22 protein-coding genes and 1 pseudogene are annotated in these 26,370 nt (G+C 61.0%); 9 read left to right on the plus strand and 14 right to left on the minus strand.

The features are described 5' to 3' along the window. Nucleotides 1–1,047 carry an aldo/keto reductase gene (locus AC07SI_RS16865; protein WP_106804168.1) on the minus strand — a complete coding sequence of 349 codons (1,047 nt, stop codon included), beginning with the start codon at nt 1,045–1,047 and terminating at the stop codon, nt 1–3. Between the two features lie 159 nt (nt 1,048–1,206). Between AC07SI_RS16865 and AC07SI_RS16870 the strand changes: the two genes are divergently transcribed. The 4 genes from AC07SI_RS16870 (at nt 1,207) to AC07SI_RS16885 (ending at nt 4,094) form a co-directional block, all read left to right on the plus strand. Next, nucleotides 1,207–1,923 (plus strand): helix-turn-helix transcriptional regulator, encoded by a 717-nt coding sequence (locus AC07SI_RS16870; RefSeq protein ID WP_065906736.1) that lies wholly within the window; start codon nt 1,207–1,209, stop codon nt 1,921–1,923. Between the two features lie 51 nt (nt 1,924–1,974). Continuing rightward, entirely contained in the window at nt 1,975–2,310 is a 336-nt protein-coding gene (locus tag AC07SI_RS16875) for a nuclear transport factor 2 family protein (RefSeq protein WP_065906474.1), read from the plus strand. Between the two features lie 15 nt (nt 2,311–2,325). Continuing rightward, entirely contained in the window at nt 2,326–3,429 is a 1,104-nt protein-coding gene (gene zapE, locus AC07SI_RS16880; protein WP_495006124.1) for a cell division protein ZapE, read from the plus strand. 173 nt (nt 3,430–3,602) lie between these two features. Continuing rightward, nucleotides 3,603–4,094: a GNAT family N-acetyltransferase gene (locus AC07SI_RS16885; RefSeq protein WP_065906481.1), complete on the plus strand. Its 492-nt coding sequence runs from the start codon at nt 3,603–3,605 to the stop codon at nt 4,092–4,094. Nucleotides 4,095–4,183: 89 nt separating this feature from the next. Here AC07SI_RS16885 and AC07SI_RS16890 read toward each other — a convergent pair whose 3' ends face one another. From AC07SI_RS16890 to AC07SI_RS16905, 4 genes and pseudogenes are all read right to left on the minus strand, one after another. Then, nucleotides 4,184–4,405: a hypothetical protein gene (locus tag AC07SI_RS16890; RefSeq protein ID WP_065906738.1), complete on the minus strand. Its 222-nt coding sequence runs from the start codon at nt 4,403–4,405 to the stop codon at nt 4,184–4,186. 142 nt (nt 4,406–4,547) lie between these two features. Continuing rightward, nucleotides 4,548–6,782: pseudogene (locus tag AC07SI_RS16895) on the minus strand (TonB-dependent siderophore receptor). 114 nt (nt 6,783–6,896) lie between these two features. Beyond that, nucleotides 6,897–8,654: a phosphoethanolamine transferase CptA gene (locus AC07SI_RS16900; protein WP_495006125.1), complete on the minus strand. Its 1,758-nt coding sequence runs from the start codon at nt 8,652–8,654 to the stop codon at nt 6,897–6,899. Nucleotides 8,655–8,814: 160 nt separating this feature from the next. Continuing rightward, nucleotides 8,815–8,994, minus strand: a complete 180-nt coding sequence (locus tag AC07SI_RS16905; RefSeq protein WP_256595109.1) for a DUF6026 family protein — start codon at nt 8,992–8,994, stop codon at nt 8,815–8,817. Between the two features lie 270 nt (nt 8,995–9,264). Between AC07SI_RS16905 and gnd the strand changes: the two genes are divergently transcribed. Genes gnd through AC07SI_RS16920 form a run of 3 tightly spaced genes read left to right on the plus strand, consistent with a single transcriptional unit; the run spans nt 9,265 to nt 12,589 of the window. Next, nucleotides 9,265–10,248: a phosphogluconate dehydrogenase (NAD(+)-dependent, decarboxylating) gene (gnd, locus tag AC07SI_RS16910; protein WP_065906492.1), complete on the plus strand. Its 984-nt coding sequence runs from the start codon at nt 9,265–9,267 to the stop codon at nt 10,246–10,248. Beyond that, on the plus strand, nt 10,245–11,768 hold the full coding sequence (zwf, locus tag AC07SI_RS16915; RefSeq protein WP_065906496.1) for a glucose-6-phosphate dehydrogenase: 1,524 nt from the start codon (nt 10,245–10,247) through the stop codon (nt 11,766–11,768). Before gnd ends, zwf begins: the two co-directional genes overlap by 4 nt. Continuing rightward, complete coding sequence (locus AC07SI_RS16920; RefSeq protein WP_065906497.1) at nt 11,765–12,589, plus strand: Cof-type HAD-IIB family hydrolase; 825 nt, start codon at nt 11,765–11,767, stop codon at nt 12,587–12,589. The genes zwf and AC07SI_RS16920 overlap by 4 nt, the downstream gene beginning before the upstream one ends. Before the next feature lie 62 nt (nt 12,590–12,651). Here the strand turns inward: AC07SI_RS16920 and AC07SI_RS16925 are convergent, their stop codons facing one another. Further along, entirely contained in the window at nt 12,652–12,912 is a 261-nt protein-coding gene (locus AC07SI_RS16925; protein WP_065906499.1) for a hypothetical protein, read from the minus strand. 344 nt (nt 12,913–13,256) lie between these two features. Here AC07SI_RS16925 and AC07SI_RS16930 point away from each other — a divergent pair, with 344 nt between their 5' ends. Continuing rightward, a complete protein-coding gene (locus tag AC07SI_RS16930) occupies nt 13,257–14,582 on the plus strand; it encodes a sigma-54 dependent transcriptional regulator (protein WP_065906501.1) in 1,326 nt (441 codons plus the stop codon). An 89-nt stretch (nt 14,583–14,671) separates the two neighbouring features. On the opposite strand, the gene fapF is transcribed toward AC07SI_RS16930, so the two are convergent. The 7 genes from fapF to AC07SI_RS16965 all read right to left on the minus strand — a co-directional run bounded on the left by fapF (nt 14,672) and on the right by AC07SI_RS16965 (nt 20,671). Further along, a complete protein-coding gene (fapF, locus tag AC07SI_RS16935) occupies nt 14,672–15,979 on the minus strand; it encodes a fibril amyloid transporter FapF (protein WP_495006126.1) in 1,308 nt (435 codons plus the stop codon). Nucleotides 15,980–16,028: 49 nt separating this feature from the next. Further along, nucleotides 16,029–16,778 carry a fibril amyloid subunit FapE gene (gene fapE / locus AC07SI_RS16940; protein ID WP_201144173.1) on the minus strand — a complete coding sequence of 250 codons (750 nt, stop codon included), beginning with the start codon at nt 16,776–16,778 and terminating at the stop codon, nt 16,029–16,031. A 37-nt stretch (nt 16,779–16,815) separates the two neighbouring features. Further along, nucleotides 16,816–17,493 carry a fibril amyloid maturation endopeptidase FapD gene (fapD, locus tag AC07SI_RS16945; protein ID WP_065906508.1) on the minus strand — a complete coding sequence of 226 codons (678 nt, stop codon included), beginning with the start codon at nt 17,491–17,493 and terminating at the stop codon, nt 16,816–16,818. Nucleotides 17,494–17,555: 62 nt separating this feature from the next. Then, nucleotides 17,556–18,263 carry an amyloid-like fimbrin subunit FapC gene (gene fapC, locus AC07SI_RS16950; RefSeq protein ID WP_495006127.1) on the minus strand — a complete coding sequence of 236 codons (708 nt, stop codon included), beginning with the start codon at nt 18,261–18,263 and terminating at the stop codon, nt 17,556–17,558. A gap of 67 nt (nt 18,264–18,330) precedes the next feature. Continuing rightward, complete coding sequence (gene fapB / locus AC07SI_RS16955; protein ID WP_495006128.1) at nt 18,331–18,894, minus strand: fibril amyloid subunit FapB; 564 nt, start codon at nt 18,892–18,894, stop codon at nt 18,331–18,333. Continuing rightward, complete coding sequence (gene fapA / locus AC07SI_RS16960; protein ID WP_120448380.1) at nt 18,891–19,343, minus strand: fibril amyloid chaperone protein FapA; 453 nt, start codon at nt 19,341–19,343, stop codon at nt 18,891–18,893. Before fapA ends, fapB begins: the two co-directional genes overlap by 4 nt. Nucleotides 19,344–19,672: 329 nt before the next feature. Further along, nucleotides 19,673–20,671 carry a FecR family protein gene (locus tag AC07SI_RS16965; protein ID WP_495006129.1) on the minus strand — a complete coding sequence of 333 codons (999 nt, stop codon included), beginning with the start codon at nt 20,669–20,671 and terminating at the stop codon, nt 19,673–19,675. A gap of 152 nt (nt 20,672–20,823) precedes the next feature. Between AC07SI_RS16965 and AC07SI_RS16970 the strand changes: the two genes are divergently transcribed. After that, the gene (locus AC07SI_RS16970; protein WP_016979404.1) at nt 20,824–21,093 is read left to right on the plus strand and encodes a PepSY domain-containing protein; all 270 of its coding nucleotides are present in this window, start codon (nt 20,824–20,826) and stop codon (nt 21,091–21,093) included. Nucleotides 21,094–21,113: 20 nt separating this feature from the next. Here AC07SI_RS16970 and AC07SI_RS16975 read toward each other — a convergent pair whose 3' ends face one another. Beyond that, nucleotides 21,114–26,243, minus strand: a complete 5,130-nt coding sequence (locus AC07SI_RS16975) for a dermonecrotic toxin domain-containing protein (protein WP_495006130.1) — start codon at nt 26,241–26,243, stop codon at nt 21,114–21,116. Between the last annotated feature and the right edge of the window lie 127 nt (nt 26,244–26,370).

The raw sequence follows: 26,370 nt of genomic DNA on the forward strand, positions 1-26,370 counted from the left end.
TCAAATTACCGGTGGTCGAGGTGTATCCGCGCCGATATCGACAGGAAAACGCTCGGCAATGATGCCGTGCGGCACGCCCAGCGGGATGGCGCTGGCGGTGTCCAGGCGGGTGACCTGTTCGGCCGACAGGTGCACGCTCAATGCGCCCAGGGTGGCGTCCAGTTGTGCGCGCGTGCGCGAGCCGAGGATCGGGATCAACGCCGTGGTCGAGCGTCGCGCCTTTTCGCGCAGCCAGGCGATGGCGACGTGGGTCGGGGTGGCGTCGAGTTCAGCGGCGACGGCCAGCAGGGTGTCGAGCACGGCGGTTTCGCGCGCGCTTTTTTCCGCGTGGACCAGAATCCCCATTTTGCTCGCGCGGGTGTCGCCTTGGCTTTCTCGGTACTTGCCGGTCAGGAAGCCGCCGCCCAACGGCGACCACAATGTGGCACCCAGGCCCAGCGCCTCGGCCATTGGCAGCAGCTCGCGGTCAGCGGTGCGCTCGACCAGGCTGTATTCCACCTGGATGCCGATGATCGGCGCAAAGTTGCGCACTTCAGCCAGCAGGTCGGCGCGCGCAATGCGCCAGGCCGGGAAGTTGGACAGGCCGGCATAGTGGATCTTGCCGGCGCGCACCAGGTCGTCGAAGCCGCGCAGGATCTCTTCCATGGGCGTGACGTTGTCGCTCATGTGCGCCCAGAGCAGGTCGATGTGGTCGGTGTTCAAGCGCTTGAGGCTTTCTTCGACCGCGCGCACCAGGTTCTTGCGGTTGTTGCCGAGCCTGATCGTGCCCTCATCGGACGGTTGGGTGCGCAGGGTGTACTTGGTGGCCACCACCAAGTTGTCGCGCTCGCTGGCGATGAATTCCCCCAGCAGCTTTTCGGCCTGGCCGAACTGGTAGCCGTTGGCGGTATCGAGGAAGTTGCCACCGGCTTCAAGGTAGCCATCGAAGATCGCCTTGGCTTCATCGCGCTCGGCGCCATGGCCCCAGCCCGTACCGAAATTACCGGTGCCAAGGGCCAGCTCAGATACCTGCAGACCGCTACGGCGGCCAAAGACTTTATTGCGCATACAAGGACTCCAGAGGCAGTGATGTGTCTTACATGTTTGGAAACATGTATTTAATATGATCGCGATAATTTATACGGTCAAGAGGCTTTTTACTGCTGACATTTACTGACAGGGGGCTCTGGTAAGCTGCGGCACTTTTGTTTGTTCGGTGGGATCAACGTGTCGCGCACTACTCGTCTACTGACCTTGTTGCAGGCCCTGCGGGGCAAGAAGCGCCCGGTAACTGCTGCTGTGCTGGCGGCGCAGTTGGAGGTGTCCGAGCGCACGCTGTATCGCGATATAGCCGAATTGACCGCGCTGGGCGCGCCGATTTTCGGCGAGGCGGGGGTCGGCTACGTGCTGCGCAGTGGGTTGTTCCTGCCACCGTTGATGCTCAACGCCGAGGAAACCGAGGCCATCGTGCTGGGCCTGCGGTATGTGGACCAGCGTGGCGACGATGTGCTCAGCCGCGCCGCCGCCAATGCCTTGGCGAAAATCGCCGACGTGCTCGACCCGGCCGCCCAGGAGGCGCTGCGCAACCCCACTTTACTGCCGGGGCCACCCGGGTTCGGTTACCCGGAGAACCGCGTGCCGCTGGATGTGTTTCGCGAGGCCATCAGGCACCAGGCCAAGCTGCAGATCGATTACGCCGATGCCAGCCAGACCCACAGCGAGCGCCTGATCTGGCCGCTGGCCCTGGGCTTTCTCAATGAGGTACGGGTGATCGTCGCCTGGTGTGAATTGCGTGGTGCCTATCGGACCTTTCGCACCGACCGCGTGGCCAGCGCTCGCGAGAGCGGCGGGCGCTATCCGGGGCGACGCAGTGACTGGCTGCGGGCCTGGCGCAAGCTGATGGAGCCGCATGAAAAAGGTCCGTTCACTCCTGACAAAAACTGACACAACCCTGGCTTAGCATGGCCCTACAACCACTCAAAAAGGAGCTTTGCCATGTCCATGCCTGAATTGGCCCCGGCCATCGCGGCCTATATCGCGGCGACCAATTCCCGCGACACCGCAGCCATCACCCAGTGTTTTGCCGACGACGCGAATGTCTTCGACGAAGGCCAGCACCAAGTCGGCAGCGCTGCCATTGCACGCTGGATGGAGGACACCGGGCGGCGCTACCAGCCACGGGTCGAAGTGCTCAAGGTGCAGCATCGCACCGGTAAAGTGCTGGTCAGCAATGTGGTCTCGGGCAATTTCCCCGGCAGCCCGCTGGAACTGCGCTACACCTTTCGCCTGAATGAGCAGGGCAAGATTTCGCGGCTGGATATCTCGCTGTAAGTCATACTGGCGGGCATGACTTTCGACTCGCCGCTGACTGCCTACCAACACGCCATCACCCAGCAGGGTTTCGTCGTCGACGCTGCCCAGCGCCGCGCGGTGGACGCCCTGCAAGCCTGCCATACGGCGTTGCATCAAGGCCGCGCGCCGATCCAGGGGATTTACCTGTGGGGGCCGGTGGGCCGTGGCAAGACCTGGTTGATGGACCAGTTCTACCAAACCTTGCAGGTGCCGGCGCGGCGTCAGCACTTTCATCATTTCATGGGCTGGGTGCACCAGCGCCTGTTCCAGCTCACCGGCACCCACGATCCGCTGCAGGCGCTGGCACGCGAACTGAGCCGGGACGTGCGGGTGTTGTGCTTCGACGAGTTGTTCGTCAATGACATCGGTGATGCCATCATCCTTGGCCGCCTGTTCCAGGTGATGTTCGAGGAGGGCGTGGTGATGGTCTGCACCTCCAACCAGCCGCCCGACCAGTTGTACGTCGACGGCTTCAACCGGGACCGATTCCTGCCGGGTATCGCGGCACTCAAGCAGTACCTGCAGGTGGTCGCGGTGGCGGGCGCCGAGGATCATCGCCTGCACCCAGGGGTTGGCCTGCAGCGCTACTGGGTGAATCAGCCCGATGCACTGGCCGGCGTATTCAACCAACTGGCCGCAGGGCAGGCGGTGCACAGCGGGCCAGTGTCTGTCGGCCACCGCAGCATCGCCACGGTGCAGTTCAGTGACCGTGTGCTCTGGTGTCGCTATGCCGACCTGTGCGAGCAACCCCTGGCGGCGATGGACTTCATGCTGCTCTGCGATCGCTTCAAAGTGATTTTGCTGGGCGAGGTGCCCAACTTGAGCGCACAGACGCGTCCGGGGCGCATTGCCCGTGGCACCGAAGATGGCGCCGAGCGCGTGGTCGCCGGTGATCGTGAGTTGCCGCAGTTGTCGGTGCACGATGACAGCGTGCGCCGCTTCATCGCCTTGGTCGACGAGTGTTACGACCGCAAGGTGCCGTTGTTCATTGAGGCCCGAGTGCCGCTGGAAAGCCTGTACACCGAAGGCTACCTGGCGTTTCCCTTCCGCCGTACCCTGAGCCGGTTGCAGGAAATGCAGCTGCAGCGCTTTGGCTAACGCCTGTACGAAAATCTCGCGCAACTGACGGATTGGGCTTTTTTAATCGCAGACTCTTCGCACTTTCAGGCGCAGATTTGTAGTTAATCTCCTTCATCTGGAGCCGACGCCACGCTTACAATCGTGACCTCCAAAGGGAGACGATTCCCTTGTAGTCGCGATCGAGGAAGGCAATGGAAACCCCGGATATCCTGGTGCTGCAAGCCAGCTACACCAACCCCGTGCACGCCGACGCCATTGGCCGTGTGCTCAACCATTACGCCGAAGACCCGATGGGCGGCGGCCATAGCCTGTCCGCCGACCTGTTGGAACAGCTGCCGGCTGAACTGGCCAAGCGTCCCCATGCGTTCAGTGTGCTGGCGTTTGTCGGCGGTGAGCCCGCGGGCCTGGTGAATTGCTTTGAAGGGTTTTCCACGTTCGCCTGCCGCCCGCTGGTCAACGTCCACGATGTGGCGGTGATGAGCGCGTTTCGTGGCCTGGGGCTGAGTCAGAAAATGCTGCAGAAGGTCGAGGAAATTGCCCGCCAGCGGGGCTGCTGCAAGATCACCCTGGAGGTGCTTGAGGGCAATGCGGTGGCTCAGTCGGCGTACCGCAAGTTTGGCTTTGATGATTCGAAGTTTGATCCGGCGTATGGCCGCATGTTGTTCTGGAGCAAGGCGCTGTAATAACCAACAGGCAAAAAAAAGGCGCCATTAAATGGCGCCAAGTTAGCCTTGGTCACAGGAGCGGAATGACAAAGGAGAGTGCGGTTGAATCAGCTGTTCGGTTGTTTCTCGTCGGTGGATTGTTCTGCCGTTACTTTCTTGAAGTCCTTGCCGTCGGCAGAGGCGGTTTGTTCGGTGGTGCCGTGGGTCTTTTGCTGCATGAAGGTGAAGTTGTTGTAAAACTCCTTCGAGCGCTCCGAGCCGCCTTCGGCAAAGGCGGCGGCGGAGGTCAGGGTCATCAGGCTGGCAAGCATCAGGGTGGAGAGTTTCATGGCAGTGTTCCCGTTAAGAGTGATCGGCATCCGGTCGCTCCTTGATCAGATTCATGGAGCGACTATGCAGCGATCTTATTAAGTGGGAGTTAACGTGACGCTGATGCAAAGTTAACGATTTCGTTAATGTTGGATTCCACGGTTAAAGCCGCCAGTCCAGCGCAAGGGTGACGGCGCGCGGGTCGCCCCAGTAAACGCCATTATAAAAGCCGACTCTTTCGTAATATTTTTTATCAAATACGTTGTTGATATTAAGCGACGCCGAAACATGGTCGTCGAATTGATAGCGCGACATCAGGTTGACCACGGTGTAGGCCTGTTGCGTGATTTTCGCCCGGGTGGTGATCAAGTTACCTCGGCCATCGCGCTCGCCCGTTGGCCGGTTGCTGAAATCATAAATCTCACTCTGCCAGTTCACACCGCCGCCCACCGTCAGCTTGCGCCACGCGCCCGGTAGCCGGTAGGCGCTGGACACCTTCAGCAGGTTCAAGGGCTGGCCGGTGTTGTTGCGCTTGTCCGTGCCGTTGACCGAGTGGGTATAGGTGTAGCCTGCCGTCAGGTTTCAATCGGGCATGACTTCGCCGGCGACCTCCAGCTCAAAGCCGTTGACCTTGTTGCCTTTGCCGCCCGACTTGTAGAACTCCTCGCCGGTGACCGGGTTCGGCGCGACGGAGTAGTCCCGCTCGGCGACGTTGTCCTGGGTGCTCCAGAAATAGGCCGCCGCCACGTTCAGGCGCTCTTGCAGCAGGCTGCCCTTGAGGCCGACCTCATAGTTGCTGCCCACCACCGGTTCCAGGTACTTCTTGTTGGCATCGCGCAGGCCTTGCGGCTTGAAGATATCGGTGTAGCTGGCGTACACGGTGTACACCGGCGTTACGTCGTAGAGCAGCCCGGCGTAGGGCGTCCACATATCATTGTGGGTCTGGGAGGTCTTGCCGGCTACGGTCAGCTGGTCATTGGCGTCGTACTCGGGCGTGGCGCTTTTCTGCTGCCAGCTGCCATAGCGACTGCCCAGTACTGCATGCAGGCGGTCGGTCAGGCTCAGGCGCGTGGCCAGGTAGCCGGCTTTCTGTTCCTTGCTGCCGTGTTCGCCCTTGAGGTCGGTGACGGTGTCGGGGAACTTGCCGATCCCGCCCATGTATTTCCAGTCATCAATCGTGTTGTAGCCGTCAGGCGTGGTACCCCTGCGCATGAAGGGCGAGGCATCGCGCTGCGCCGCCTCGCCATAGCCCATCATCAACGCGTGTTCGCGGCCGAGCAGCGCATAGCTGCCGGCCAGGTTGAGGTCGATCGCCTCCATCTTCGAGGTGCCGCGCATGTGGCTGGCCCACGCCTGCATCCCGCTGCGATCGTCGTTGGGGAAGCCCGCGCCACCGTAGTACACCTTGCCGTCCGTGTCGCTCTGGCGATGGGTGTAGGCGGCCTTCACGTGCCAGTCGCCGCCCAGGCGATGGTCGAGCGTGGCGAAGGCGGTCTTGTCGGTCAGCGGCCAGGAGCTCCAGTGCGCCGCCATGTTGGTCGAGCGCGGCAGCTTGGCCTTGCCGCCCTGGCTGTTCCAGTACGGCACGGTGCCCCATGAGGTGCCTTGGACTTCCTTGTCCTGGTAGTCGAAGCCTACGGCGAGCACGGTATCGTCCGACAGGTCGCCTTCGAGAATCCCGTAACCGACCGCGCGTTGCAGCGCGTAATGGTCACGGAATGATTGACTGTCGCGATAGGCCAGCACGCTACGCCCGCGCAGCTTGCCGTCGAATGCCAGCGGGCCGCCCACATCCACGTAGCTGTAGTAGTTGTCATGGCTGCCGCCGCTGATCCCGGTTTTCGCCTGCCAGTGGGCGGTAGGGCGTTTGCGCACCATATTGACGGTGGCGGAAGGGTCGCCGGCGCCGGTGGTCAAGCCTGTGGCGCCGCGCACCACTTCAATGTGGTCGTAGATGATGGTGTCGCCGTCGGTCTTCATGTAGCCGAACGTATTGAGCATCCCGTCGATCTGGAAATTGGTGATGCTATAGCCGCGGGAGGTATACGACACCCGGTCGGAGTCATTGTGCTGCACATTGACCCCGGTGGTCTGGCGCAGTACTTCGGTCAAGGTGTTGAGGTTGAAGTCATCCATCTGCTGGCGGGTGATCACCGAGATCGACTGCGGGGTTTCCTTGACGGAGAGGTTCAGGCGGGTGGCGGTGCTCATCGAGCCGGTGGTGTAGGCGCCGGTGTGCTCGGTGGTGGCGCCCAGGCCTTCAGCGGTGATGCTGGTGGCGCCCAGTTCGAGGGTCTTGTTTGGCTCGGGGTCGGTTTCAGCCCAGAGGTCCGGGCTCATAGCCACGCTGAACAGGCCGAGCGTGAAGGTCATGGAACGGGTAAAAGGCGCGATCATCGCGGCAGACTCCTTGTCGTCTTTGCGGCCACCCCGGAAAGGGAAGGCCTTGGCTCAAAGACGAAAGGAGGCGGTGAACTTTAGGCTTAAACGAGAATGATTGTTATCTTTCTGTTACAAGCCTGAGGATTCCTGCAGGACCACATCCGTAGGATTGACCTTTTTCGGCTTGATCAGGCTGAAGTCGATCAGCGGCTTTTGCGGGCGCAGGTACGGGTTGCCGATCATCAACGGGCGTGGCTTGAAGCTGTCGCTGACCAGGCTTTTGCTGCGGTCCAGTTCCTTGGCGCTCAGACCGGCCAGGTCGGCCCAGGTGTGGATCAACTGCGAGCTGCTGTAAGGGCGCTGCAAGTCGCCGGCGAAGCTCCAGTCGTGGCTTTCACGCCATTTTGGCGAGGCGTAGGCCATGAACGGAATGGTGTACATCGGCGCCGTCGGCTTGCCTTCGTTACGCCCCAGGGTGTCGTGGCCAGCCGAATCGAAGACATCTTCGCCGTGGTCCGACAGGTACAGCAAAAAGCCATTGGGATCGGTCTTGGCGTAGTCCTTGATCAGGCTCGACACCACGAAGTCGTTGTACAGCACCGCGTTGTCGTAGCTGTTGTAGGTCGGCAGTTGATCGTCGCTGATGCCGGCCGGTACGCCCTGGCGATCGGTGAATTTGTCGAACGTCGGCGGGTAGCGGTACTGGTAGCTCATGTGGGTGCCGAGCAAGTGCACCACGATGAACTTGCGTTCGGCCGGGTCGGCCAGCGCCTTGGAGAACGGCGCGAGCACGTCGCCGTCATATTGGCGGGCGTTCTGGTTGCGGTTGTTGTTCAGGTACACCTGCTCGTCGGCCTGTTCGGAAAAGGTCGTGAGCATGGTGTTGCGCTTGGTCATGGTCTGCTGGTTGGTGATCCAGTAAGTCTTGTAGCCGGCCTGTTTCATCACGCTGACGATCGACGGGGTCTTGAGGTACAGGTCCGGGTTTTCCTCGTCGGCAAATGTCAGCACCTGTTGCAGCGCCTCGATGGTGTAGGGGCGCGGGGTGATGACGTTGTTGAACACCGCCAGTTGATCGCGCAGCTTGTCCAGCTCCGGGGTGGTGTTGCGCGGGTAGCCGTAGAGGCTCATGCGCTGGCGGTTGGTGGACTCGCCGATCACCAGCACCAGGGTCGAGGGTTGGCCGGCCATGGTGTCCTTGAGGTTGGTCAGTGGCGGGATCTGGCTCGCGCTGTCGAGCATGCCCTGCATGTTGTCCAGTTGCTCGGTGTAGCGGCGGTAGGCCACGATCATCTGCCACGGCACGGCGGGTTCGATGCGCGATTCGAAGCGGTCGATGGCGTCGTCCAGGGTGTCGCTGCGGGCGATCTGCTTGACCAGCGGGTAACCGACGATGGCCACCAGGATCGCCGTCGCCGCGAGCAGCGCCTGGCCGCGCGGCAGGTACACCGGGCGCAGGCGGGTCCAGAGGAAAACCGCCACGGCGGTGTGGGCAATGAACGCCAGCACAATCCACCAGGCGAAATACTGGGTGGCGTACTCGCCGGCTTCAGAGATGTTCGACTCGAACATGATGAAGATGACGCTTTGGGAAAATTCCTGCTGGTAGATAAAGAAATAGCCCAGGCTGGCCATGGAGCAGGCCCACAGCACCACGCCTATGAGGGCAGCAAGCAAGCGAGTGCAGCGCGGGAAAATCAGCAGGGGGGCGAGCCAGATCGCGCTCATGAAGAAGGCTTGGCGAAAGCCGCTGAAGCCGGAGGTGCCGCTGAGTTGGATCAGCAGTTGGGTAATACCCGAGAAGTACCAGAAAAACACGAAAAGCCAGGCAAGGCCGGCCCAATCAAAGCCTTTCGCAGACTTAGTGCTGCGTTTGAACATAGCCATCCAGCGCTCCAACCCGATAATGCTGCAGTCGACGCGCAGGGCTGCGCGCAACAGAGGCCACCCTGGAATGGGGTGGCCGTTCGGGCGGGAGTATCGGGAGGGGCGTGTGAAAACTTTGTGAGATTTTTGTAGCGGTTATCTTACAAAGCGATGACCGGGCTTAGCAGAGCGCAGGCTGTGCGCCAGCAGGCTGATCCAGCTGAGCTTGAATGATGTGCGCACGCAGGCGCATGACTTCCTGCTGCAGCAGCTCGCGTTCGTCTTTCAACTGGCGCAGCTCGTCGCGACGGATAGAGACGTAGAGGGTCTGTGGAGGACGGGTCATCTGTGCAGTGCTCATTGCTTACCTCGCAAATAGCCGGTGTGTCGCGGTGTGCCAGAACGCTTGAGTCGAGGTTCTCGGCAGCAGTCGGGACAATTCTGAATTCTTTTTGCGGGCAATGGAACTTTTTTATTTTTGGCGGTCGTGTGACTTTTTGTGTCGTGATGCTGAAGTGATGGCAACTTTTTGTCATGAAACTACACGGATCCGCTCTGGACTAACCCTCATTAGCCTCATTGCGCTATAAACTATGTCACACATTTATTTAGCAGTTAGGAGCATCAGCACATGCAACTGGGGATTATCGGACTAGGCCGCATGGGCGGGAATATTGCACGGCGCCTGATGCTCAATGGGCATACCACCGTTGTTTACGACCGTAACGAAGCATTTGTCAAAGGGTTGAGCGAGGAGGGCGCCACCGGCGTTGCCGACTTGAAAGCCTTGGTCGCCGGGCTGCAGAAGCCGCGCGCGATCTGGGTGATGTTGCCGGCAGGCGACCCGACCGAAAACACCATCAATGAATTGAGCGAGCTGCTGGAAGACGGCGATGTGATCATCGACGGCGGCAACACCAACTACAAGGATGACGTGCGCCGTGCCAAGGCCTTGTCGGAAAAGGGCCTGCACTATGTCGACGTCGGCACCTCCGGTGGCGTCTGGGGCCTGGAACGTGGCTATTGCATGATGATCGGCGGCGACGCCGAGACCGTGCAGCGCCTCGACCCGATCTTCGCCAGCCTGGCGCCGGGCCTGGGCAACATCCCGCGGACCAAGGACCGTTCCGCCAGCGCCGACAGCCGCGCCGAGCACGGCTACATCCATGCCGGCCCTGCGGGTTCCGGGCATTTCGTCAAGATGATCCACAATGGCATCGAGTACGGGATGATGCAGGCGTTCGCCGAAGGTTTTGACATTCTCAAGACCAAGAACTCGGAAAACCTGCCGGAAGACCAGCGTTTCGACCTCAACGTCGCCGATATCGCCGAAGTCTGGCGCCGTGGCAGCGTGGTGTCGTCGTGGCTGCTGGACCTGACCGCCGATGCCCTGGCAACCGATCCGAAACTCGACGGCTACTCCGGCTCCGTGGCCGACAGTGGCGAAGGTCGCTGGACCATCGAAGCGGCCATGGAACAAGCGGTGCCGGTGCCGGTACTGTCCACCTCGCTGTTCGCCCGCTTTCGCTCGCGCCAGCAGAGCACGTACGGTGACAAGATGCTGTCTGCCATGCGCTTCGGCTTTGGTGGTCACGTGGAGACTTCCAAAAAATGACCGCCAACGGCAAAAAAACCAAGGCCGAACCCGCTCCACCCACCACCTTGTTTCTGTTTGGCGCCCATGGCGACCTGGTCAAGCGCCTGCTGATGCCGGCGCTGTACAACCTCAGTCGCGACGGGTTGCTGGGCGACGGCTTGCGCATCGTCGGCGTTGATCACAACGCCATCAGCGATGCCGACTTCGCCAAGAAGCTCGAGGATTTCATTCGCACCGAGGCCGCCAGCAAGGTCAAGGGCAATGGCGATAACGCCCTCGACCCACAACTGTGGGCGCAACTGGCCAAGGGCATCAGCTACGTCGAGGGGGATTTTCTCGACGACAGCACCTACGCCGACATCGGCAAGAAAATTGCCGACAGTGGCACCGGCAATGCGGTGTTCTACCTGGCCACCGCGCCGCGTTTCTTCAGTGACGTGGTGCAGCGCCTGGGCAGTGCCGGGCTGTTGACCGAAACTGAAGACAGCTTTCGCCGCGTCGTGATCGAAAAGCCCTTCGGCTCCGACCTCGCCACCGCCGAAGCGCTGAACGCCAGCCTGCTCAAGGTGATGAGCGAGAAGCAGATCTATCGCATCGACCATTACCTGGGCAAGGAGACGGTGCAGAACATCTTGATCAGCCGTTTCTCCAACGTGCTGTTCGAAGCGTTCTGGAACAACCATTACATCGACCACGTGCAGATCACCGCTGCCGAAACCGTCGGCGTCGAGACCCGCGGCAATTTCTTCGAAAAAACCGGGACCCTGCGCGACATGGTGCCCAATCACCTGTTCCAGCTGCTGGCAATGGTCGCCATGGAACCGCCGGCGGCGTTTGGCGCCGATGCGGTGCGCGGTGAGAAGGCCAAGGTGATCGGCGCGGTACGTCCCTGGTCGCTCGAGGAAGCCCGGGCCAACTCGGTGCGCGGCCAGTACACCGCCGGCGAGATCGGCGGCAAGTCGCTGCCCGGCTATCGCGAAGAGGCCAACGTTGCCCCTGACAGCAGCACCGAGACTTTCGTCGCCCTCAAGGTGATGATCGACAACTGGCGCTGGGTCGGCGTGCCGTTCTACCTGCGCACCGGCAAGCGCATGAGCGTGCGTGATACTGAAATCGTGATCTGCTTCAAGCCGGCGCCGTATGCGCAGTTCCGTGATACCGAGGTCGATGAGCTCAAGCCCACCTACCTGAAGATCCAGATCCAGCCCAATGAGGGCATGTGGTTCGACCTGTTGGCGAAAAAGCCTGGGCCGGCCCTGGACATGGCTAACATCCAGCTGGGTTTTGCCTACAAGGACTTCTTCGAGATGCAACCGTCGACAGGCTACGAAACCCTGATCTACGACTGCATGACCGGTGACCAGACCTTGTTCCAGCGTGCCGACAACATCGAGAACGGCTGGCGTGCGGTGCAGCCTTTCCTCGATGCCTGGAAGGAAGATGACGGGATCCAGACCTACAAGGCAGGCGAAGACGGCCCGGCAGCCGCCGATGCGTTGCTGGCCCGTGATGGCCACGCCTGGCACAGCCTCGGATGAGTGATGCCGCGATTCATCCCATCCGTTTTATCCTCAGTGACGTCGACGGCACTTTGCTGCACCCCGACCACAGCCTGAGCCAGCGCACCGCCGATGCGGTGCGCGCGTTGCGGGACGCCGGCGTTCATTTCAGCCTGGCCAGCGGGCGACCGCCCAAGGCCATGCTGCAACTGATCGAGACCTTTGGCATCGATGTGCCGGTGGCGGGCTTCAATGGCGGTACGCTGATCAACCCGGATGGCAGCATCCTGGTGGCCCACCATCTGCCGGCGGAGGCGGCGCTGGTGACCCTGGCGCTGTTTTCGAGCGAGCCGGACGTGGAAGTCTGGGTGTTCGCCGACGGCGACTGGCTGCGCCGTGACTCGCCAGGGCCGATGGAGCAGCGCGAAGCTGACGGCCTGGGCTATGGACCCGTGGTGGTGGAGAGTTTTGAGCCGTACCTGGACCGGGTCGACAAGATTGTCGCTGCCAGTCACAACACGCAGTTGCTGGTTGAGCTGGAAGCGCAGTTGCAGCCCAAGGTGCAAGGGCTGGCCCATGTGTCACGGTCGCAGCCGGTGTACCTCGACGTGACGGCCATGCTGGCCAACAAGGGCGAGGCGCTCAAGACCCTGGCCGCGCACCTGGGCGTGCCCCTGGAGCAGACGGCGGCCATCGGCGATGGCGGCAATGATCCGGCCATGTTTCAAGTGGCCGGGTTGTCGATTGCCATGGGCCAGGCAGAAGAAGCCGTCAAGCGCCAAGCCAGCGTGGTCACTGGCAGCAATATTGACGACGGCGCGGCCGAAGCTATTGAACGGTTTATTCTGGCCGCGCAATAAAGGCTGAACTTGCGCTCATGAAGGGTGTGTCACACCGTTAATGAGCGCAAGTTACTCTCGACTTACTTCGGCATCGCCCAGGATTGCAACTGGTGACCGTCTTTATCGAGTTCGGCGCGAGCCTGTAACAACAGGTTTTCCAATTGCGCCGGGTCGGTATATGCACTCGACGACAATTGTTTGCTGCCAATACGGGTGTTGGTGCGGTCGATGACGCTCAGGCTGAGGGCGCCGTTGCCATCGTGCCAGGCCACGCACTGAAAGGGCTGGAAAGCACGGTCTGCGATCAAAAGAGCTTCGTTGATGCGGAGCGGGGCGTTCATGTGGGTCTTCTCTCTCATTGCCCATTCAAGTGAATGCCGTTGGTTGGGCGAGCCAAACGGCGGGTTACTTGTACTGATGCACGATGACGGGGTACGGGTCACATGCTAGAGCAAGATTTTTTAACTTTCCCTGATTAACGTCATGTAAGCGGCTGTTTTGAAAGCTGAATGAAAGTTTCCACGGCGCGCAACTTTTTGCCGGCAGAGACCGGTAAGTGGCTTTTTGCCCAGACTTATAGCAAAACGGTCCAAGCGCTGCGTCAAGACCTTGCTAGTGTTAGCCCCAAGCGTCACAAACCGTTGTTTTAAAATAACTTTAACAATTTTGACGCCAAGGAATAGTCATGATTGTTACACCCGTGCAGCGCCGTTTGCTTGTGGTCGACCCGTGTGACGATTGTCACGGGCTACTGCCCGGCTTGCGCACGGCCGGATGGGAGGTCGACAGCTGTGCCTTGGAGTCCGTCGGCGATCGGTCCTGCGACGTCGGCCTGTTGCGTTTACAGCCCTATCACCTGGAGCGCCCCGAGGCGGTCAAGGAGCTGATCGGCCGCAGCGGCACCGAGTGGATTGCGGTGCTCAGCCAGGACGTATTGCGCCTGCAGAATGTCGGAGACTTTGTCTGCGAATGGTTTTTTGACTTCCATACCTTGCCCTTCGATGTCGCCCGCGTACAGGTGACCCTGGGCCGCGCCTTCGGCATGGCGCGCCTGCGTGGCAAAGGCCACACCCAGGTGGATGAGCCGGAGCACGAACTGCTGGGCGACAGTCGACCGATCCGCGAGTTGCGCAAATTGCTCTCCAAGCTGGCGCCGACCGAATCTCCCGTGCTGATCCGTGGGGACAGCGGCACCGGCAAGGAGCTGGTGGCCAAGACCCTGCACCGTCAATCGCAGCGCCACGCCAAGCCATTTGTCGCGATCAATTGCGGGGCGATCCCGGAGCACCTGATCCAATCGGAATTGTTCGGCCATGAGAAGGGCGCGTTCACCGGCGCCCACCAACGCAAGGTCGGGCGTATCGAGGCGGCCAACGGTGGCACCTTGTTCCTCGATGAAATCGGCGACCTGCCGATGGAACTGCAAGCCAATTTGCTGCGTTTCCTGCAGGAAAAACAGATCGAGCGAGTCGGTGGCAGCCAGCCGATTGCGGTGGATGTGCGGGTGCTGGCCGCCACGCACGTCGATCTTGAGGCCGCGGTCGAGAAGGGCACCTTCCGCGAAGATTTGTATTACCGGCTGAATGTGTTGCAAGTGGTCACTGCGCCGCTGCGTGAGCGGCATGGCGATGTGGCGATGCTGGCCAATCATTTTTCACGCTTCTACAGCCAGGAAACCGGACGGCGACCGCGCAGCTTCAGTGAAGACGCGCTGGTAGCGATGGGGCAGCACCCTTGGCCGGGCAATGTCCGCGAGCTGGCCAACCGCGTGCGTCGTGGCCTGGTGCTGGCTGAAGGGCGGCAGATCGAGGCCGTTGATCTGGGATTGCAGGGTGAACAGGCAATTTCGTTGCCGATGGCTACACTGGAAGACTATAAGCACCGCGCCGAGCGTCAGGCGCTGTGCGATGTGCTCAACCGGCACAGCGACAACCTGAGTGTCGCGGCCCGCGTGCTGGGGGTTTCCCGGCCCACGTTCTACCGGTTGCTGCACAAACACCAGATCCGCTAGGGCGGGTAAACCGAAAAGCCCCGCAACGACCCTTATCGTGGCGGGGCTTTTCCTTGTGGGTTTTCCATCCCTTGCCGGCGATGGTTTGCTTAGAAGTAGTACGGGAATTTCAGGCTGAAGGTAAAGTCCGGCGCATCGTCTGTCATGCCGATCGACAGGTTCGGCACGATCGTCAGGTTGTCCGAGGCTGCAATCGTCATGCCCACGTTGAAGTACCCGGCGTTGGCGTCGCTGGAGACCACCGATTGCCAGTCCTGGCCGCTCTGCTTGACCTTGCTCTTGCGTTGCACCAGATCGGAGACGGAGAACGACATACTCATCTTCTCGTTGAGGGCGAAGGCGACACCCACGCCGAGTTGGAAGCTGTCACCCAGGCTGATCTTGCCGGGGATTTTCTGGTTGACGTTGGGGCTGATATCGCTGAACGAGTCCTCGAAGTTGTGGGTATAGGACAACGAACCGAACAGCACGGCCGGGTCGAAGGTCTTGACCAGGGAGATGCCCGGCGTCACCGACCACACCCCGTTGCCCGTCGGCAGGCTTTCCGGTACGGCGAGGTTGTCGTTGCCCGGTTGTTCGATCAGCTTGATGCCATACGGATCTTGCCCGGTCGGCGCCTTGACGCGCACCGACACCACCGCATCCGGCAGGCTGGCGCTTTCGTCGAGGAATTTGTAGGCAATGCCGAAGTTGACGTCGCCAATGGTCGGGTCGCGGGTCACTGTCCCTTCCGAGGTGGCATTCGAGTTGCCGCCGGCGCCGCCGGACTGGTAGGTCGACTCGCGGTACACCACCGGCACGTTCAGGTCGAATTGCCAGCGATTGTCCAGGTTGTAGCGCCCGGTGAGGTCCAGGGTCCAACTGTCGGACTTGATCCGGTCGAGGTTGATGTTGCCGAGGAAAATCGAATCCAGCGCCAGGAAGCCGTTGAGGGACAACTGGCGGGCGTCGTAGCGGGCATAGGTGATGCCGGTTTCGAAGCTGAACTTGCCGTTGCCGAAGAAGCCACTGGCCTCGTTGTACAGGTTGCTCACGCTCTGGGCGGGGGCCGAGTCGTCCTTGAGGCTTTGCCCATAGGAACTGCCGCCGCCGCCGGCACCGCCCGATGCCGCCGCGGCACCGACGCCGGGCGCACCGGCCACGGAGGTACTTTTACTGAAGTCGGCGGGCGACTTGGCCAGGCGCTTGGGCGCAGGCGTCGCGGGCTGGTCTTCTACCTGTCGCACCCTTTGTTCCAATACCGCCAATGCCTTTTGTTGCACTTCGTAGCGTTGCTTGAGCTCCAGCAGTTCCTGTTTCAGCGATTCAATATCGGCGTCCGGCGCTGCATACAGCATCGTTGCAGGCAGGAGCGTACTCAAACAAACCACGGCACGTAACGATAAAGATCGATGCATGAAGTAAGCCGTCCCTTTCTAATGCGTAAGTGTCGTGGCTCAGCGTAGTTCAATAACCGGCAGGGCGTAGGCCTTTGAGTTGATCCAGATTGAGGTTTTGCGTGATGTTGTTCAGGCCGTTGTTGCCCAGCACCACGTTGAGCTGGGTCAGGTTGTTCACGAAGTTGCTGTTGCCTTGGATGATCGTGCCTTGCAGCACGTTGCCGCCGCCAATTTGCTGCACGACATTGCCTTGGTTGTTATTGGCCTGGAGGGCCATTTGCAACCCGCCATTCTTGGCGGTGACTGTGACCTGGCCCGCTGCGGTGCCGCCGGTAATCGGCTGGCCGGCCATCAAGGCCTGGCCGGACTGGACGAAGTTGGCGGGCGCCAAGCCGTTCTTGCTGACGTTGATATCGACGCCGTTGGTGGCCGTGTTGCCGTCACCGGCGGCACGTACGCTCTGCACAACACCTTGGCCGGTGCCCAGGCCGGCGCCACCGACGACCGTGCCGGTGCCGTTGGGCTGCTGGATCACGCCGTTGCCATCGTTGCCGGTGATCTGCACATAGAACTGCGGGGTGATGGTGGAAGCGTTGACTTGCATGTTGGCGGTGCCGGTGACGGTGGCACCGGCGGCGTTGGTCCAGGTACTGCTCATGACGATGCCAAAGCTCACGATTCGCCCGGGCATCACGTAGCGGCCGCGCAGGTCGGCCATTTCTGAATCCTTGAGCTCGATCGGCTTGAACGCCGACGAAGCATAAACAGGTGCTGAGGCTGTCAGGCACATGACCGTCAGCCAACCGAGAGTGTTCATCGTCTGCTCCTGGAGCGTCCTGCTCCTTATTGCGCTTCTAGAAGAAGTCGCTCTGGATAAAACCGAAGTCCATCAGTTCGCTGTCGCGTACCGGGCTGAATTCGTTCAGCTGGTTCTTGGCGGTCAGTGGCGTGGGCGGGTCGAGCAGGGCATTGGCCTTGTCGTAGCCTTCACCCAGCACGGCGAATACGATGCCGTTCCAGCCTTTGACGAAATCGTCCGTGGCGTAGCGCTTGTGGCCCAGTACGGGATCGCCGATGTACACCCAGTCCTTATCGGCGCGCTGCATGACCACGAAATGCTTGTAGCCGCGAATATCCAGCAGTACGACCACAGGCACTTTCACGGTGAGCAGCACTTGCGCAGTGATCCGGTAGCCCTTGGCACGCATGTTGATGCTTTCCAGGTAGCGCTTCATGTCGAGCATGGAAAAGCCCTGGGTACGCACCAGGTCCTGGTCGGCGTTGACCAGCATGCCCTTGATCACGTGCTCTTCATCCACGTCCATCCAGTACGCTTGGCGCAGGATGGTGGCCAGTGCGGCGGCGCCACAACTGAAATCGGTTTTCTGTTCCACCAGGTTGGCGAACTTGCGCTCGCGGATGCTCTCGACCTTTTTGTAGATCAACCCACCACCGGGCATGACCACGGCCATTTGCCCCGCCCAGGTCGGGCCGGTGAGTGCTAGCAGCAGGAAGAGGGCAACGAGGCGCATGATCGTATGACCTGTTGGACACTGGAATAAAAAAGGGCCTTGTTGCCAAGGCCCTATCAGGATCAGAAGCGAGTGATTGCTACGTTGTTCTGACCTTGGTTGTTGCTACCCGACAGAACGTTGGAGTTCGACACCCCGGAGCTGTAGTTCATCGAGTTGTTCACGCTGGCGTTGTTGACCACTGGTTTGGCGCTCCAGCCATGGCCACTGCTCAGGTTGAGGGTCAGGTTGCCCGACACATCCTGCACGCCGACTGCGGATGCAGCACCGCCGTCGCCATTACCCGAGGCGATTGCAACGCTGTTGCTGGCCTGGTTGGAAGTGCCCGATGCGGCGTTCAGCTGGATGACGCCCGAAGAGTTGTTGCCGCTGTCGTTGAGCGACGCGTTGTTTTTGGTGCCGCTGTTGAGCACGAAGTTGCCGGTGTTCGATTGTGCGGTACCGGTGCTGGCGAACACGAAGTCGGCATCGCCGGAAACGATGGCCACGTGGTTTTTGCCTTGGTTGTTGTCACCGCTCAGCACGTTGCCGTTCGCTACGCCACTGATGTGGTTGTAGGAGTCATTGGCCGAAGCGTTGTTTTTGGTTTTGTCGTTGATCACCACGTTGGAGTGGTTGCTTTGACCATCTGTAGTCGTCGCGGCAGCCGTGGTAGGGGCTGGTTGTGGACCGCCGCCACCACCATGGGGAGGTTGACCCGCTTGAGCAGCAACAGCCATGAGCGCAGCGAGAGCGAAAGCCAGTGGTTTGAGAGCCATTGTAGTTTTCATGGTGTATCTCCTTGCTTCTAATTAGTTGGTTAAGTGTTGGTACGGTCTAGCTATCGACCCAGCTCCATCAGTTGAGTCGTAAGTTCAGGGTGTTAGCCACTCGGTTCCCCACCCCGGCGCTCTGGTTGACCTGTACCACTCCACGGCTGCCGGTGAAGGCCTGGTCGCTGGTAACGACCTGGCGGCTGCCAGTGGTAGGGGTCAATCCTGAGTCTGTTGCAAGCGCAACGTTCTGTTGCGACATGACACTGTCGTCGATGCTTTGCGGACCTGCGTTGATGCTGATCCGCACGGCATTGATCATCTGGTTCTGGGCCCCGGCCGACTGATTGATGCTCAGTACACCGTTGCCGTTGCTGAAAGAGGTGCCCTTGATCGCCGCGTTGGCGTTGAGGGAGCGATCGGCGGGAACGCCGCTGATGCTTTGCGTGACGTTGATGTTCGCCTGGGCGTTGTGGCCTGTAGCGATGGCGACGTTGTTGCTCAATTGCTGCTGGTCACCGGCGGCCTGGTTAAGCATGACCACGCCGTTGTATTGCTTGCCCGAGTTATCCAGGGTGGCGTTGTTGTCGCTGTCGGCCATTGCCGCACTGCAACCCAGCACCGCGAGAAGCATCCATGAACGGTTCATTTCATCGCTCCTCCGACCATGCCGCTGATACCGTTCAGCGGTTCGAGGCCACGTGAGACCGCGCTGTTGATCGTGCCCGAGATGCCGCCACCACTGTGGCCGGGCGCACTGCCTGCACCCAGGCCGATACCGCCGCCGATATTGTTCAATCCGGTGATATCGCCGTTGGGCATGATGCTGCGGGTGATACTGGCGCCGGTGGTGATGCCCGCAAAGTCGTTGTCGCTGAGGACGACGCTGGTCACCGTGGCGATCTGTGCGGACGGATTGGCATTGGCGGTGGTGGGGTAGGGGTCGACGCCGCGAGTGCGGCCGATTGCGTAAGGATTCACATGGCGATCAATCACAATCACACCGTTACCGTCGGCCAGCGCTGGAAGGCTGACGCTGGTTGCCAGCACGCAGCTGACCAGGAGGAGGCTCAATGAACCTTGAGTGTGAGTGACCACGGCACTATTCCTTATTCTTCGCGCTGACCCTAAACAGCGCTGTAAGGGATAGAGCAGAAGGCGTGCCGCTTTTTATTTACCTTTGTTATTCAGGGGGTTGGGATTAGTTAGCGGCAAAGTGATGTCACGGTTGTTTCATCCATGAAACAGGCCCTTGCACACGCGCACTGAACGCACCCCTGCGCAAACGCTTCACCTGGCTGTATCAGCGGCGTAACACCTTGCCGGGTAAACGCAGGACGCCGCCCAGCACGGGCGGTCCAGCGCGTCCAGGTGTAAAAAAAATGGACACTGCGCGCGCAGCGAGGCCCTCACCGGCGCGGGCCGGCTCAGCCTTTCGGGGCTTTACGCGGGATGGAATTGAGTACGGGATTGCCGTCCTGGTTCTGGGTCAGGTAGACCGGCAAAACCTTGGGCAGGGAGGGGATGAGGTTGTTGACCTCATTGATGTTGTAGATGCCGCCGATGCGGATCGCGCCGGTGTTGGCGTCGGCCAGCATCACCGGTTTATTCAGGTAGCGATTGATCAGCGGCAACGCGTCGGCCAGGGCCAGGTTGTCGAGGATCAGCTTGCCCTGGCGCCAGGCCAGTGCGGTGTCATTCGGGCTGATCGGGCGTATGCGCGGCGTGGCATCGCCCAGTTGATAGCTGGCCTGCATGCCGGGGGTGAGGGGCACGCTGCCGTGCACCTGGTCGCTGGCAATCTGCACCGAGCCTTCGAGCAGCATCACTCGCACCTGATCCTCATACGTCCAGACATTGAACTGGGTGCCGGTGACCCGCACCTGGCCTTGGCCGGCGCGCACGATAAACGGGTGAGTGCTGTCATGGCTGACCTTGAAGAACGCCTCGCCCTTTTTCAGCGTGACCCGGCGCTGGTCCTTGTAGTTGCTGTAGACCAACTCGGTGCCAAGGTTGAGTTCCACCTGGCTGCCATCGCCGAGCGTGACCTGCCGCAGGCCCTGCTGGGTGGCCTCGAAGCGTTCGTAGGAGCTGGGCAGCCAGCCCGCTTCCCAGCCGGTAAAGGCCGCGAGTGGCAGGGCGGCCAGGCAGATCGCCGCCGCTACCGCGTAGGTGCGCAGGCGGCGGCGCGGTTTGAACGGCATCACCACTGACGTCGGTTCATGGCGGGGCAGGTGGTCGGCGACGTCCCAGATTTCCAGCATCGCCGCGTATTCAAAGGCGTGCAGCGGGTGGGAATCATGCCACTGGGTAAAAGCCTGACGTTCAGCCGGCGTGCAATCACTCGCGTGCAGGCGCATGCACCAATGCGCGGCGGCGTCGGTGATGGCGTCATATTCGGCTTCTGAAAGGGACTTTTCGCTCATTAACTCATCCTGATTTCGCACATTCTAACCTCCCGAGGCGGACGGCGAGAACAGCCATCATGGCGATTGCACATCAATTGGAACTTATTCTCGTTTGAAAACATCAGAAAACCGAGGACACGAGTCCGTCATTCCCACAATGGAGTACGAACATGCTGAAGAAAACCTTAGTCGCCCTGTGTGCAACCACTGCTTTGCTCAGCGCGGGCGCCGCCCTGGCCGATAAGCCGGGCGCAGGCTGGATCACCATCGAGAAGGCTATCGAGGTGGCCAAGACCAAGGCCGGCTACGTCGAGGTCTACGCGGCGGAAGCCGATGACAACGGCTATTGGGAAGTCAAAGGGCGCAAGTCCGACGGCACCGTGTATGAAGCCCGCATCGACGGCGCTTCCGGCAACATCCTGCGCGACCAGAAAGACTGATACACCCGCCGGGAGCCTGTTCAGGCTCCCGTCTCCAGCCTGCGCCCCAGGTCACTGATGATGCAGGTCACCGAGTCGGCATTGGCCAGGATCGTGTCGATCCGCTTGTCGGCATCGCTCATGAAAATATCCCGGGCCTGCGCAAGGCTGCGCGCACCGGTGGCGCTCAGCACTTTATCCTTGAGAATCCGGGTGCCATTGTGGCTGCCGAAATCCTCCCATTCCTGGCTGAACTCATCCCACACCTTGAACAGGATGCTGGCCGGTGTAGAGATCGAGAAGGCGGTCTGGCGCAGGTCGTCGAGTTCGGTCTTCATCTGCCAGGCACCGCTGGCCTTGACGTTGATCAGGTCCGGGAACGGTCGCATGCTGTCCAGGTAAGCCAAGTCTTCGGTCAGGGACTTGAGGTGGGATATCTCGTGGATCAACACGGTTGCCCGCGCGTGGGCGGAAATGTCGAACGGTGTGTTCAAGCGGTTCTGATAGACGTCCATGTGCGGGTCGAAAAAGCGGTCCAGCAAGTAAATCTTGTGGTCGTGGTCTTCGGGTACGACAAAGGCAAACGTGGTTTGCGGATTGTAGCGATGGGTGCCGCTGACAAAGCGTGTCGAGTGGGCGCCGATCAGCGTGGGATTGGTCAACTCATCAAGCACCTCATCGACGCGCCGCTCTACCCTTTGCACCTGGGCGGGCGTCATCGTGACCACGCCGAACAACTCACCAAAGAATTGCCCGAGCCGGCTGTTGGGGTCGCGCAGCGGCTTGAAGTGCAGGAGGTTGCGCTTGCAGTTGACCGCATAGTACGTCGCGACGTTGAGCGCCTCGTCAATGCACTGCGCCTTCCAACTGGATAACGCCTCGATTTCCTGCAGGCCCACCGCTTCGATATTGATCGCGTCGCGTTCGGCCGCCAGTGTGTAGAGCTTGCCGGTAAAGCGACTCAGGACTTTGCCGTAGCGCGGGTGGCGCCGATTGAAATCCAGCGTCCAGACGCCCTGGGCATCGCATTGCACATAGGGGCCGTGCAGGTCGCCTATGCTCAGGCGCCAGTGGTCTCCTGCTGGTTTCACCGGGTACACCTTGCCTGCCAATGGCACGAAATGATGTTCGCCGCTTGCATCCCGGTAGGGAAGGGTCAGCGCACGAAGCTCCAGTTCGCCCAGGGCAAAATCGTGGGTTTCAAACGCCTGCAGTTGCGTACGCAAGGGCCCGGTGAGGTCCAGGTCCGCCAGCGTCAGTTCGCCCGACGACGGCCTGACCTGGCTATGAGTAGCCGGGGGCTGGGGCAGCAGCCTATCCACCTCCTTGCGCAGTGACGCCAGTTGCGCCACGCCACACACAAAGGCCCTGAGCGCGTGTTGCCAGCGGTGTTGCTGCAAGTCCTCGGCGGAGATTTTGAATTGCTGGTAGCTGCGCCATACCACCAGCGGGTAGGCCAGCTTTCCGGCCATGAACTGCAAGCCCTTGGGGATGCCCTCGGTGAACAGGCTGGTGATGGCGTCCCATTGTGCCTCGCACGCGGGGGAAAACTGCGTGTCGAGCATCTGCTGCAGCATCTGGAGGTTGTCCTGATACAGCCGGCCCAGCACATTGCCGTCGATGGACGCGGCACCGAGGCGGATTTCCGAGAACCCACGGCCCCAACGCTCGCCGAGCAAATTGCGGTAGGTGGCCTGATGGGGCTCCTTCATCTGGCCGACGACCCAGTCCTGCAGGGTGCCGGGGCTGGTGATCGCGTTGACCAGGGCGGCTTCATGCGCGTATTCCTTCAGCAGGTGCTTGGGGCTGTAGGGCGCGTACAGGATCAGGGGCCCGGCAGTTCCGGTTTTCGCACCGATCAGGTAGCAGCCCAGGGCTTTGACCGGTGCTGCGCCCGGGGTGGCGACCAGCTCGAGCGGGCGAATGGTTGCATTGACGCCCGCCACCGCGTCGCGTGCCACGGCATCCGGCATATCAAAGATTTGCTGGATGTAGCTCCAGGCTGATGCGGACAATCGCTCCTCGAGGGTTTGTTCATGGGCGTATTGCAGCAACTGCCAGGGCAACTGCCGACAGAACAGTTGGCGCCGCTGGCGGCTGTCCTCGGTGTCACTTGCGAGGAGCGTCGTGAGTTTCTTCTGATAAAGGTTTTTCAACCCCACTTGCCGAACCAGTTGCACCACGGCGTTGCCGTCTAGTTCCGCCGGTAATGGCGTGGCGGTCCGCGAACGCGGGCGGATATCGTCACCGTTCAGCTGGGGCAAGTGCCGCAGCGCGAAGTCCACGAGGGTCTGGACATTGCCCGTAAGGTCGATACGACCGGGGATCAAGATGCCTTCCGGGTTGATCACCTGCCCCGGAAAGCGCTTGCTGAGCAGGTCCGAGAGGAGGGGCATGACCTCATTGCGCAAGGGCGTGATGCCATGCAGGTAGTCGCGTTCGTCCGGTGCGCTGACGCGATACTGTTCCAACAGCTCGGCCTGCAGGATCTGCTCACGGGGTGCTGCCATGCCCAACCACACCGGCAATGCCTGCTGATAGGTGATGGCCTTCGCGATCGCGATGGCGCGCGGCAGGTTGGTCGGCGGTGGTCGTCGAATCAGGTTGTCCATGCAGTCCTGAAAGCGCTCTGCGCTCAATCGCATCGAGAACAGATGGTCAATCTCGTCACGCATGAAGTCGCTGTAGGTCTGTTGCCGGTTGTGCAGCAGGTGATCGTCGATGCGTCGCAGCGGACCGAGCTGGCAGACCCGATGGGGTATGTACTGCGAGACCGGCAGGTTTTCCACCAGGGGCAGACGCTTGAGGGGATCGCGCAGGCGTCGCACCAGTGCGTCGCACAACGCCTTGATTGACCCGAATGACTCGTAGCCACTGCGCGGGGTCCATAGCAGCGCCACGCCGGAGTTGAACGGATCGATGCCGCCGCGCTCGGTCAAGACAAAACAATTGGCCAAGGCATGCGGCGTGTTGTCCGTGCCGAATCTCAAGGTCAGGCCGTACGCATCCGGTATGAACCCGTTCAGGCCATGGCGGGTCAGCCGGCTCATGCCGTCGGCGTTGAGCACGCTGTCCAGCAGCACCACGCTCTCGGCGGACAGGCTCTTGTGCAGCCAGCGCAATTGCGCCTCGCCCCGCAGCCCCTGCAACATCGCCTGGCTGAGGTGGGCCTGGTTTTGCTCCAGGAGCAGGTTGGGCAGGGTGCGCAGGTCGTTTTCGGCAAGCGTGCGCAGAACCTCGTCGATAATCGCATTGAAGGTAACCAGGCCCAGGTTGTGCAACTGGTAGGCGGTGCCGGCGGTGTACGGTCCGTAGAACCAGGTCAGCGACGATTCACTCAGCGCAGTGGCTTGCCGGGCCAGGCGGGCGATCAAGTGCTGCACCATGCTGGACGACGTCAGGGGCAGGCGTTCTTCGCGCTCCAGGGCAGGGGTGGGATAGGTATTGATAAAGACGGCGTCGGGCTGCAGCTCCAGGTGTCTGCTGTCTAATTCGTCTGCCAGCGCGTGGGCTGCCAGGCTGCGCAAGGTGGGATGGTGCTTGCGCTCCTCGGCCATGGCGACCTCGATGGCCTGCAGGCGCTGCAGGTGCCGCTTGGCTTTTTCCGCCAGCACTGTAGTCGGGCGGCCGTTGCCGCTGGTGACGGGATGCACGCTCCAGCGCCCGTCGGTTTCCTCGGCCAGCAACCGACTGTCGAGCATGGCACGCACATCCAGGGCACTGTCGAGCAACGCCGCCAGGTCGACGTCGCCGCCACTGCGCCGATACAGCCCCAGCGCATAGTCGAGGTTGTCGAGCTGCTTGCTGACAATGTCCTCGAGTGTCTCCTGAAACACATCGCCGACCACGGGCTTGCCGGTCACCTGGACCTCATCCATGCCAATAAACACGCTGCGCTCCTCCACGGAGAGGAAATTGAGCAGCTCATCCTCGTGCCCGGCGGCCTTGAGCATGGCCAATAGCGCGTCGTTGAGGTCTTGCAGGTTCGCGAGCACTTGCAAGCCGCGTGTCTGGGTATAGAGATACGCGTGGGTGTTGCTGATCATCAGCGTGCTGGCGAGGTCGACGTAATGTTGAAAAGGCGCATGCACGCGCACCTTCTCGATATTCAGCTGCGGATCGAAAGCGCTGCGTGCGGCCTGGTCCGGTAGGAACAGCGCGCGCAGTTTCTGGCTTTCCTCGGTGGACACGATCCATGCCTGGTGCTTGAGCAGCAGGTCGGCGCGAAACTTGTCACTGATCACCCGGGCGAAAAACTGCAGGCGTGACTGCGTGCCGTCGAAGTCTTCATGCCAGTAGGTCTGCAGCAGGCTGCTCAATAACGTTGAGAGGATCGCGCTGGTCTGTTCGATCACGTTGTCCCAGCGCTGTTGGTCCTCGGCCAGTTGCTGTGGAGTGAAGGCGCTGGTGTCATGCGCGAGATTGCAATACGTGTGCGTCTGGCCTGCCGGCCAGGCCTGCTGCACATAAAAACGCAACAGCGTGTCGCGCAATGGCTCAGAGGCGACCCAGTGCCCGCCCACGACGGTGAAGGAGTTCACGCGGGTGTCGGCCTGGTTCAGACCACGGAAATGAGGGTGGGCCATGATCCCGAGCAAGGTGTCGAGCATCGCGCGCAGGCTGGGGAGTTGGCGCAATTGGCTGAGCATTGCCGCGACATTTTGTTGTTGGCTGGCGCGGATCGCATCCTCTTGATCCTGCATCACCGCCCCCTGGATGATGGCCGTGGTCACCGCCAGGCGCGCACTGGCCGGCAGCGCGTCACGGGTGTCGATGGACACAAATTGCAGTAACTCACTGCGCTGGCTGGGGTGTGTCAGGCGCTCTTCGAGCGTACTGATCAGGGTGGTGCGGTGGTCGAACAGCTCGAGTCCGCCGTAAGGCGTGTAGAGCACGGCCTTGCCGTCGTCGGGCGTCGGGCTCATCAGGAACGCGCCCGCCAGCACGATGGCGGGTTGGCCGCTGAGGTTGACCAGCAACCTGTCGACCTGCATGGGAAAGCCATGCACCGTGGCGTCCTGGCGTGCCGCGTGGGTGGCGTAATACAGCGTGTGCAGCCACTCGAGGTCCCTGACCGTGAACCCCAGCGCACGCTCTCGTGGCGTAGGTTCCTTGCGGCGGGTCGGGCGAAGGAACTCATCGAAAAAGTACGGTGGGGTAACGCGCGCCATGGTGCATTCTCCGTTGTTGCAGCGGATAGGAGGCCCAAAGTAGGGGCTGGCACGGTGGGCAGGGCGGTAGATAACTGGCGCGCACTGCAAGCGCCCGTTGACAGCAGGCACGGGAGGCGTTGTTTAA

Source organism: Pseudomonas sp. GW821-FHT05D12 (assembly GCF_059419825.1).

Bases quoted from the DNA above. Each gene is read 5' to 3' on its own strand.
- fapD (WP_065906508.1), bottom strand. From the start codon at position 17,493: ATGCGCCTCGTTGCCCTCTTCCTGCTGCTAGCACTCACCGGCCCGACC.
- AC07SI_RS16920 (WP_065906497.1), top strand. From the start codon at position 11,765: ATGAGTGATGCCGCGATTCATCCCATCCGTTTTATCCTCAGTGACGTC.
- zwf (WP_065906496.1), top strand. From the start codon at position 10,245: ATGACCGCCAACGGCAAAAAAACCAAGGCCGAACCCGCTCCACCCACC.
- fapF (WP_495006126.1), bottom strand. From the start codon at position 15,979: ATGCATCGATCTTTATCGTTACGTGCCGTGGTTTGTTTGAGTACGCTC.
- AC07SI_RS16930 (WP_065906501.1), top strand. From the start codon at position 13,257: ATGATTGTTACACCCGTGCAGCGCCGTTTGCTTGTGGTCGACCCGTGT.
- AC07SI_RS16900 (WP_495006125.1), bottom strand. From the start codon at position 8,654: ATGGCTATGTTCAAACGCAGCACTAAGTCTGCGAAAGGCTTTGATTGG.
- fapB (WP_495006128.1), bottom strand. From the start codon at position 18,894: ATGAACCGTTCATGGATGCTTCTCGCGGTGCTGGGTTGCAGTGCGGCA.
- fapC (WP_495006127.1), bottom strand. From the start codon at position 18,263: ATGAAAACTACAATGGCTCTCAAACCACTGGCTTTCGCTCTCGCTGCG.
- AC07SI_RS16905 (WP_256595109.1), bottom strand. From the start codon at position 8,994: ATGAGCACTGCACAGATGACCCGTCCTCCACAGACCCTCTACGTCTCT.
- AC07SI_RS16975 (WP_495006130.1), bottom strand. From the start codon at position 26,243: ATGGCGCGCGTTACCCCACCGTACTTTTTCGATGAGTTCCTTCGCCCG.
- AC07SI_RS16875 (WP_065906474.1), top strand. From the start codon at position 1,975: ATGTCCATGCCTGAATTGGCCCCGGCCATCGCGGCCTATATCGCGGCG.
- fapE (WP_201144173.1), bottom strand. From the start codon at position 16,778: ATGAACACTCTCGGTTGGCTGACGGTCATGTGCCTGACAGCCTCAGCA.
- AC07SI_RS16970 (WP_016979404.1), top strand. From the start codon at position 20,824: ATGCTGAAGAAAACCTTAGTCGCCCTGTGTGCAACCACTGCTTTGCTC.
- AC07SI_RS16890 (WP_065906738.1), bottom strand. From the start codon at position 4,405: ATGAAACTCTCCACCCTGATGCTTGCCAGCCTGATGACCCTGACCTCC.
- AC07SI_RS16865 (WP_106804168.1), bottom strand. From the start codon at position 1,047: ATGCGCAATAAAGTCTTTGGCCGCCGTAGCGGTCTGCAGGTATCTGAG.
- zapE (WP_495006124.1), top strand. From the start codon at position 2,326: ATGACTTTCGACTCGCCGCTGACTGCCTACCAACACGCCATCACCCAG.
- AC07SI_RS16965 (WP_495006129.1), bottom strand. From the start codon at position 20,671: ATGAGCGAAAAGTCCCTTTCAGAAGCCGAATATGACGCCATCACCGAC.
- AC07SI_RS16885 (WP_065906481.1), top strand. From the start codon at position 3,603: ATGGAAACCCCGGATATCCTGGTGCTGCAAGCCAGCTACACCAACCCC.
- AC07SI_RS16925 (WP_065906499.1), bottom strand. From the start codon at position 12,912: ATGAACGCCCCGCTCCGCATCAACGAAGCTCTTTTGATCGCAGACCGT.
- gnd (WP_065906492.1), top strand. From the start codon at position 9,265: ATGCAACTGGGGATTATCGGACTAGGCCGCATGGGCGGGAATATTGCA.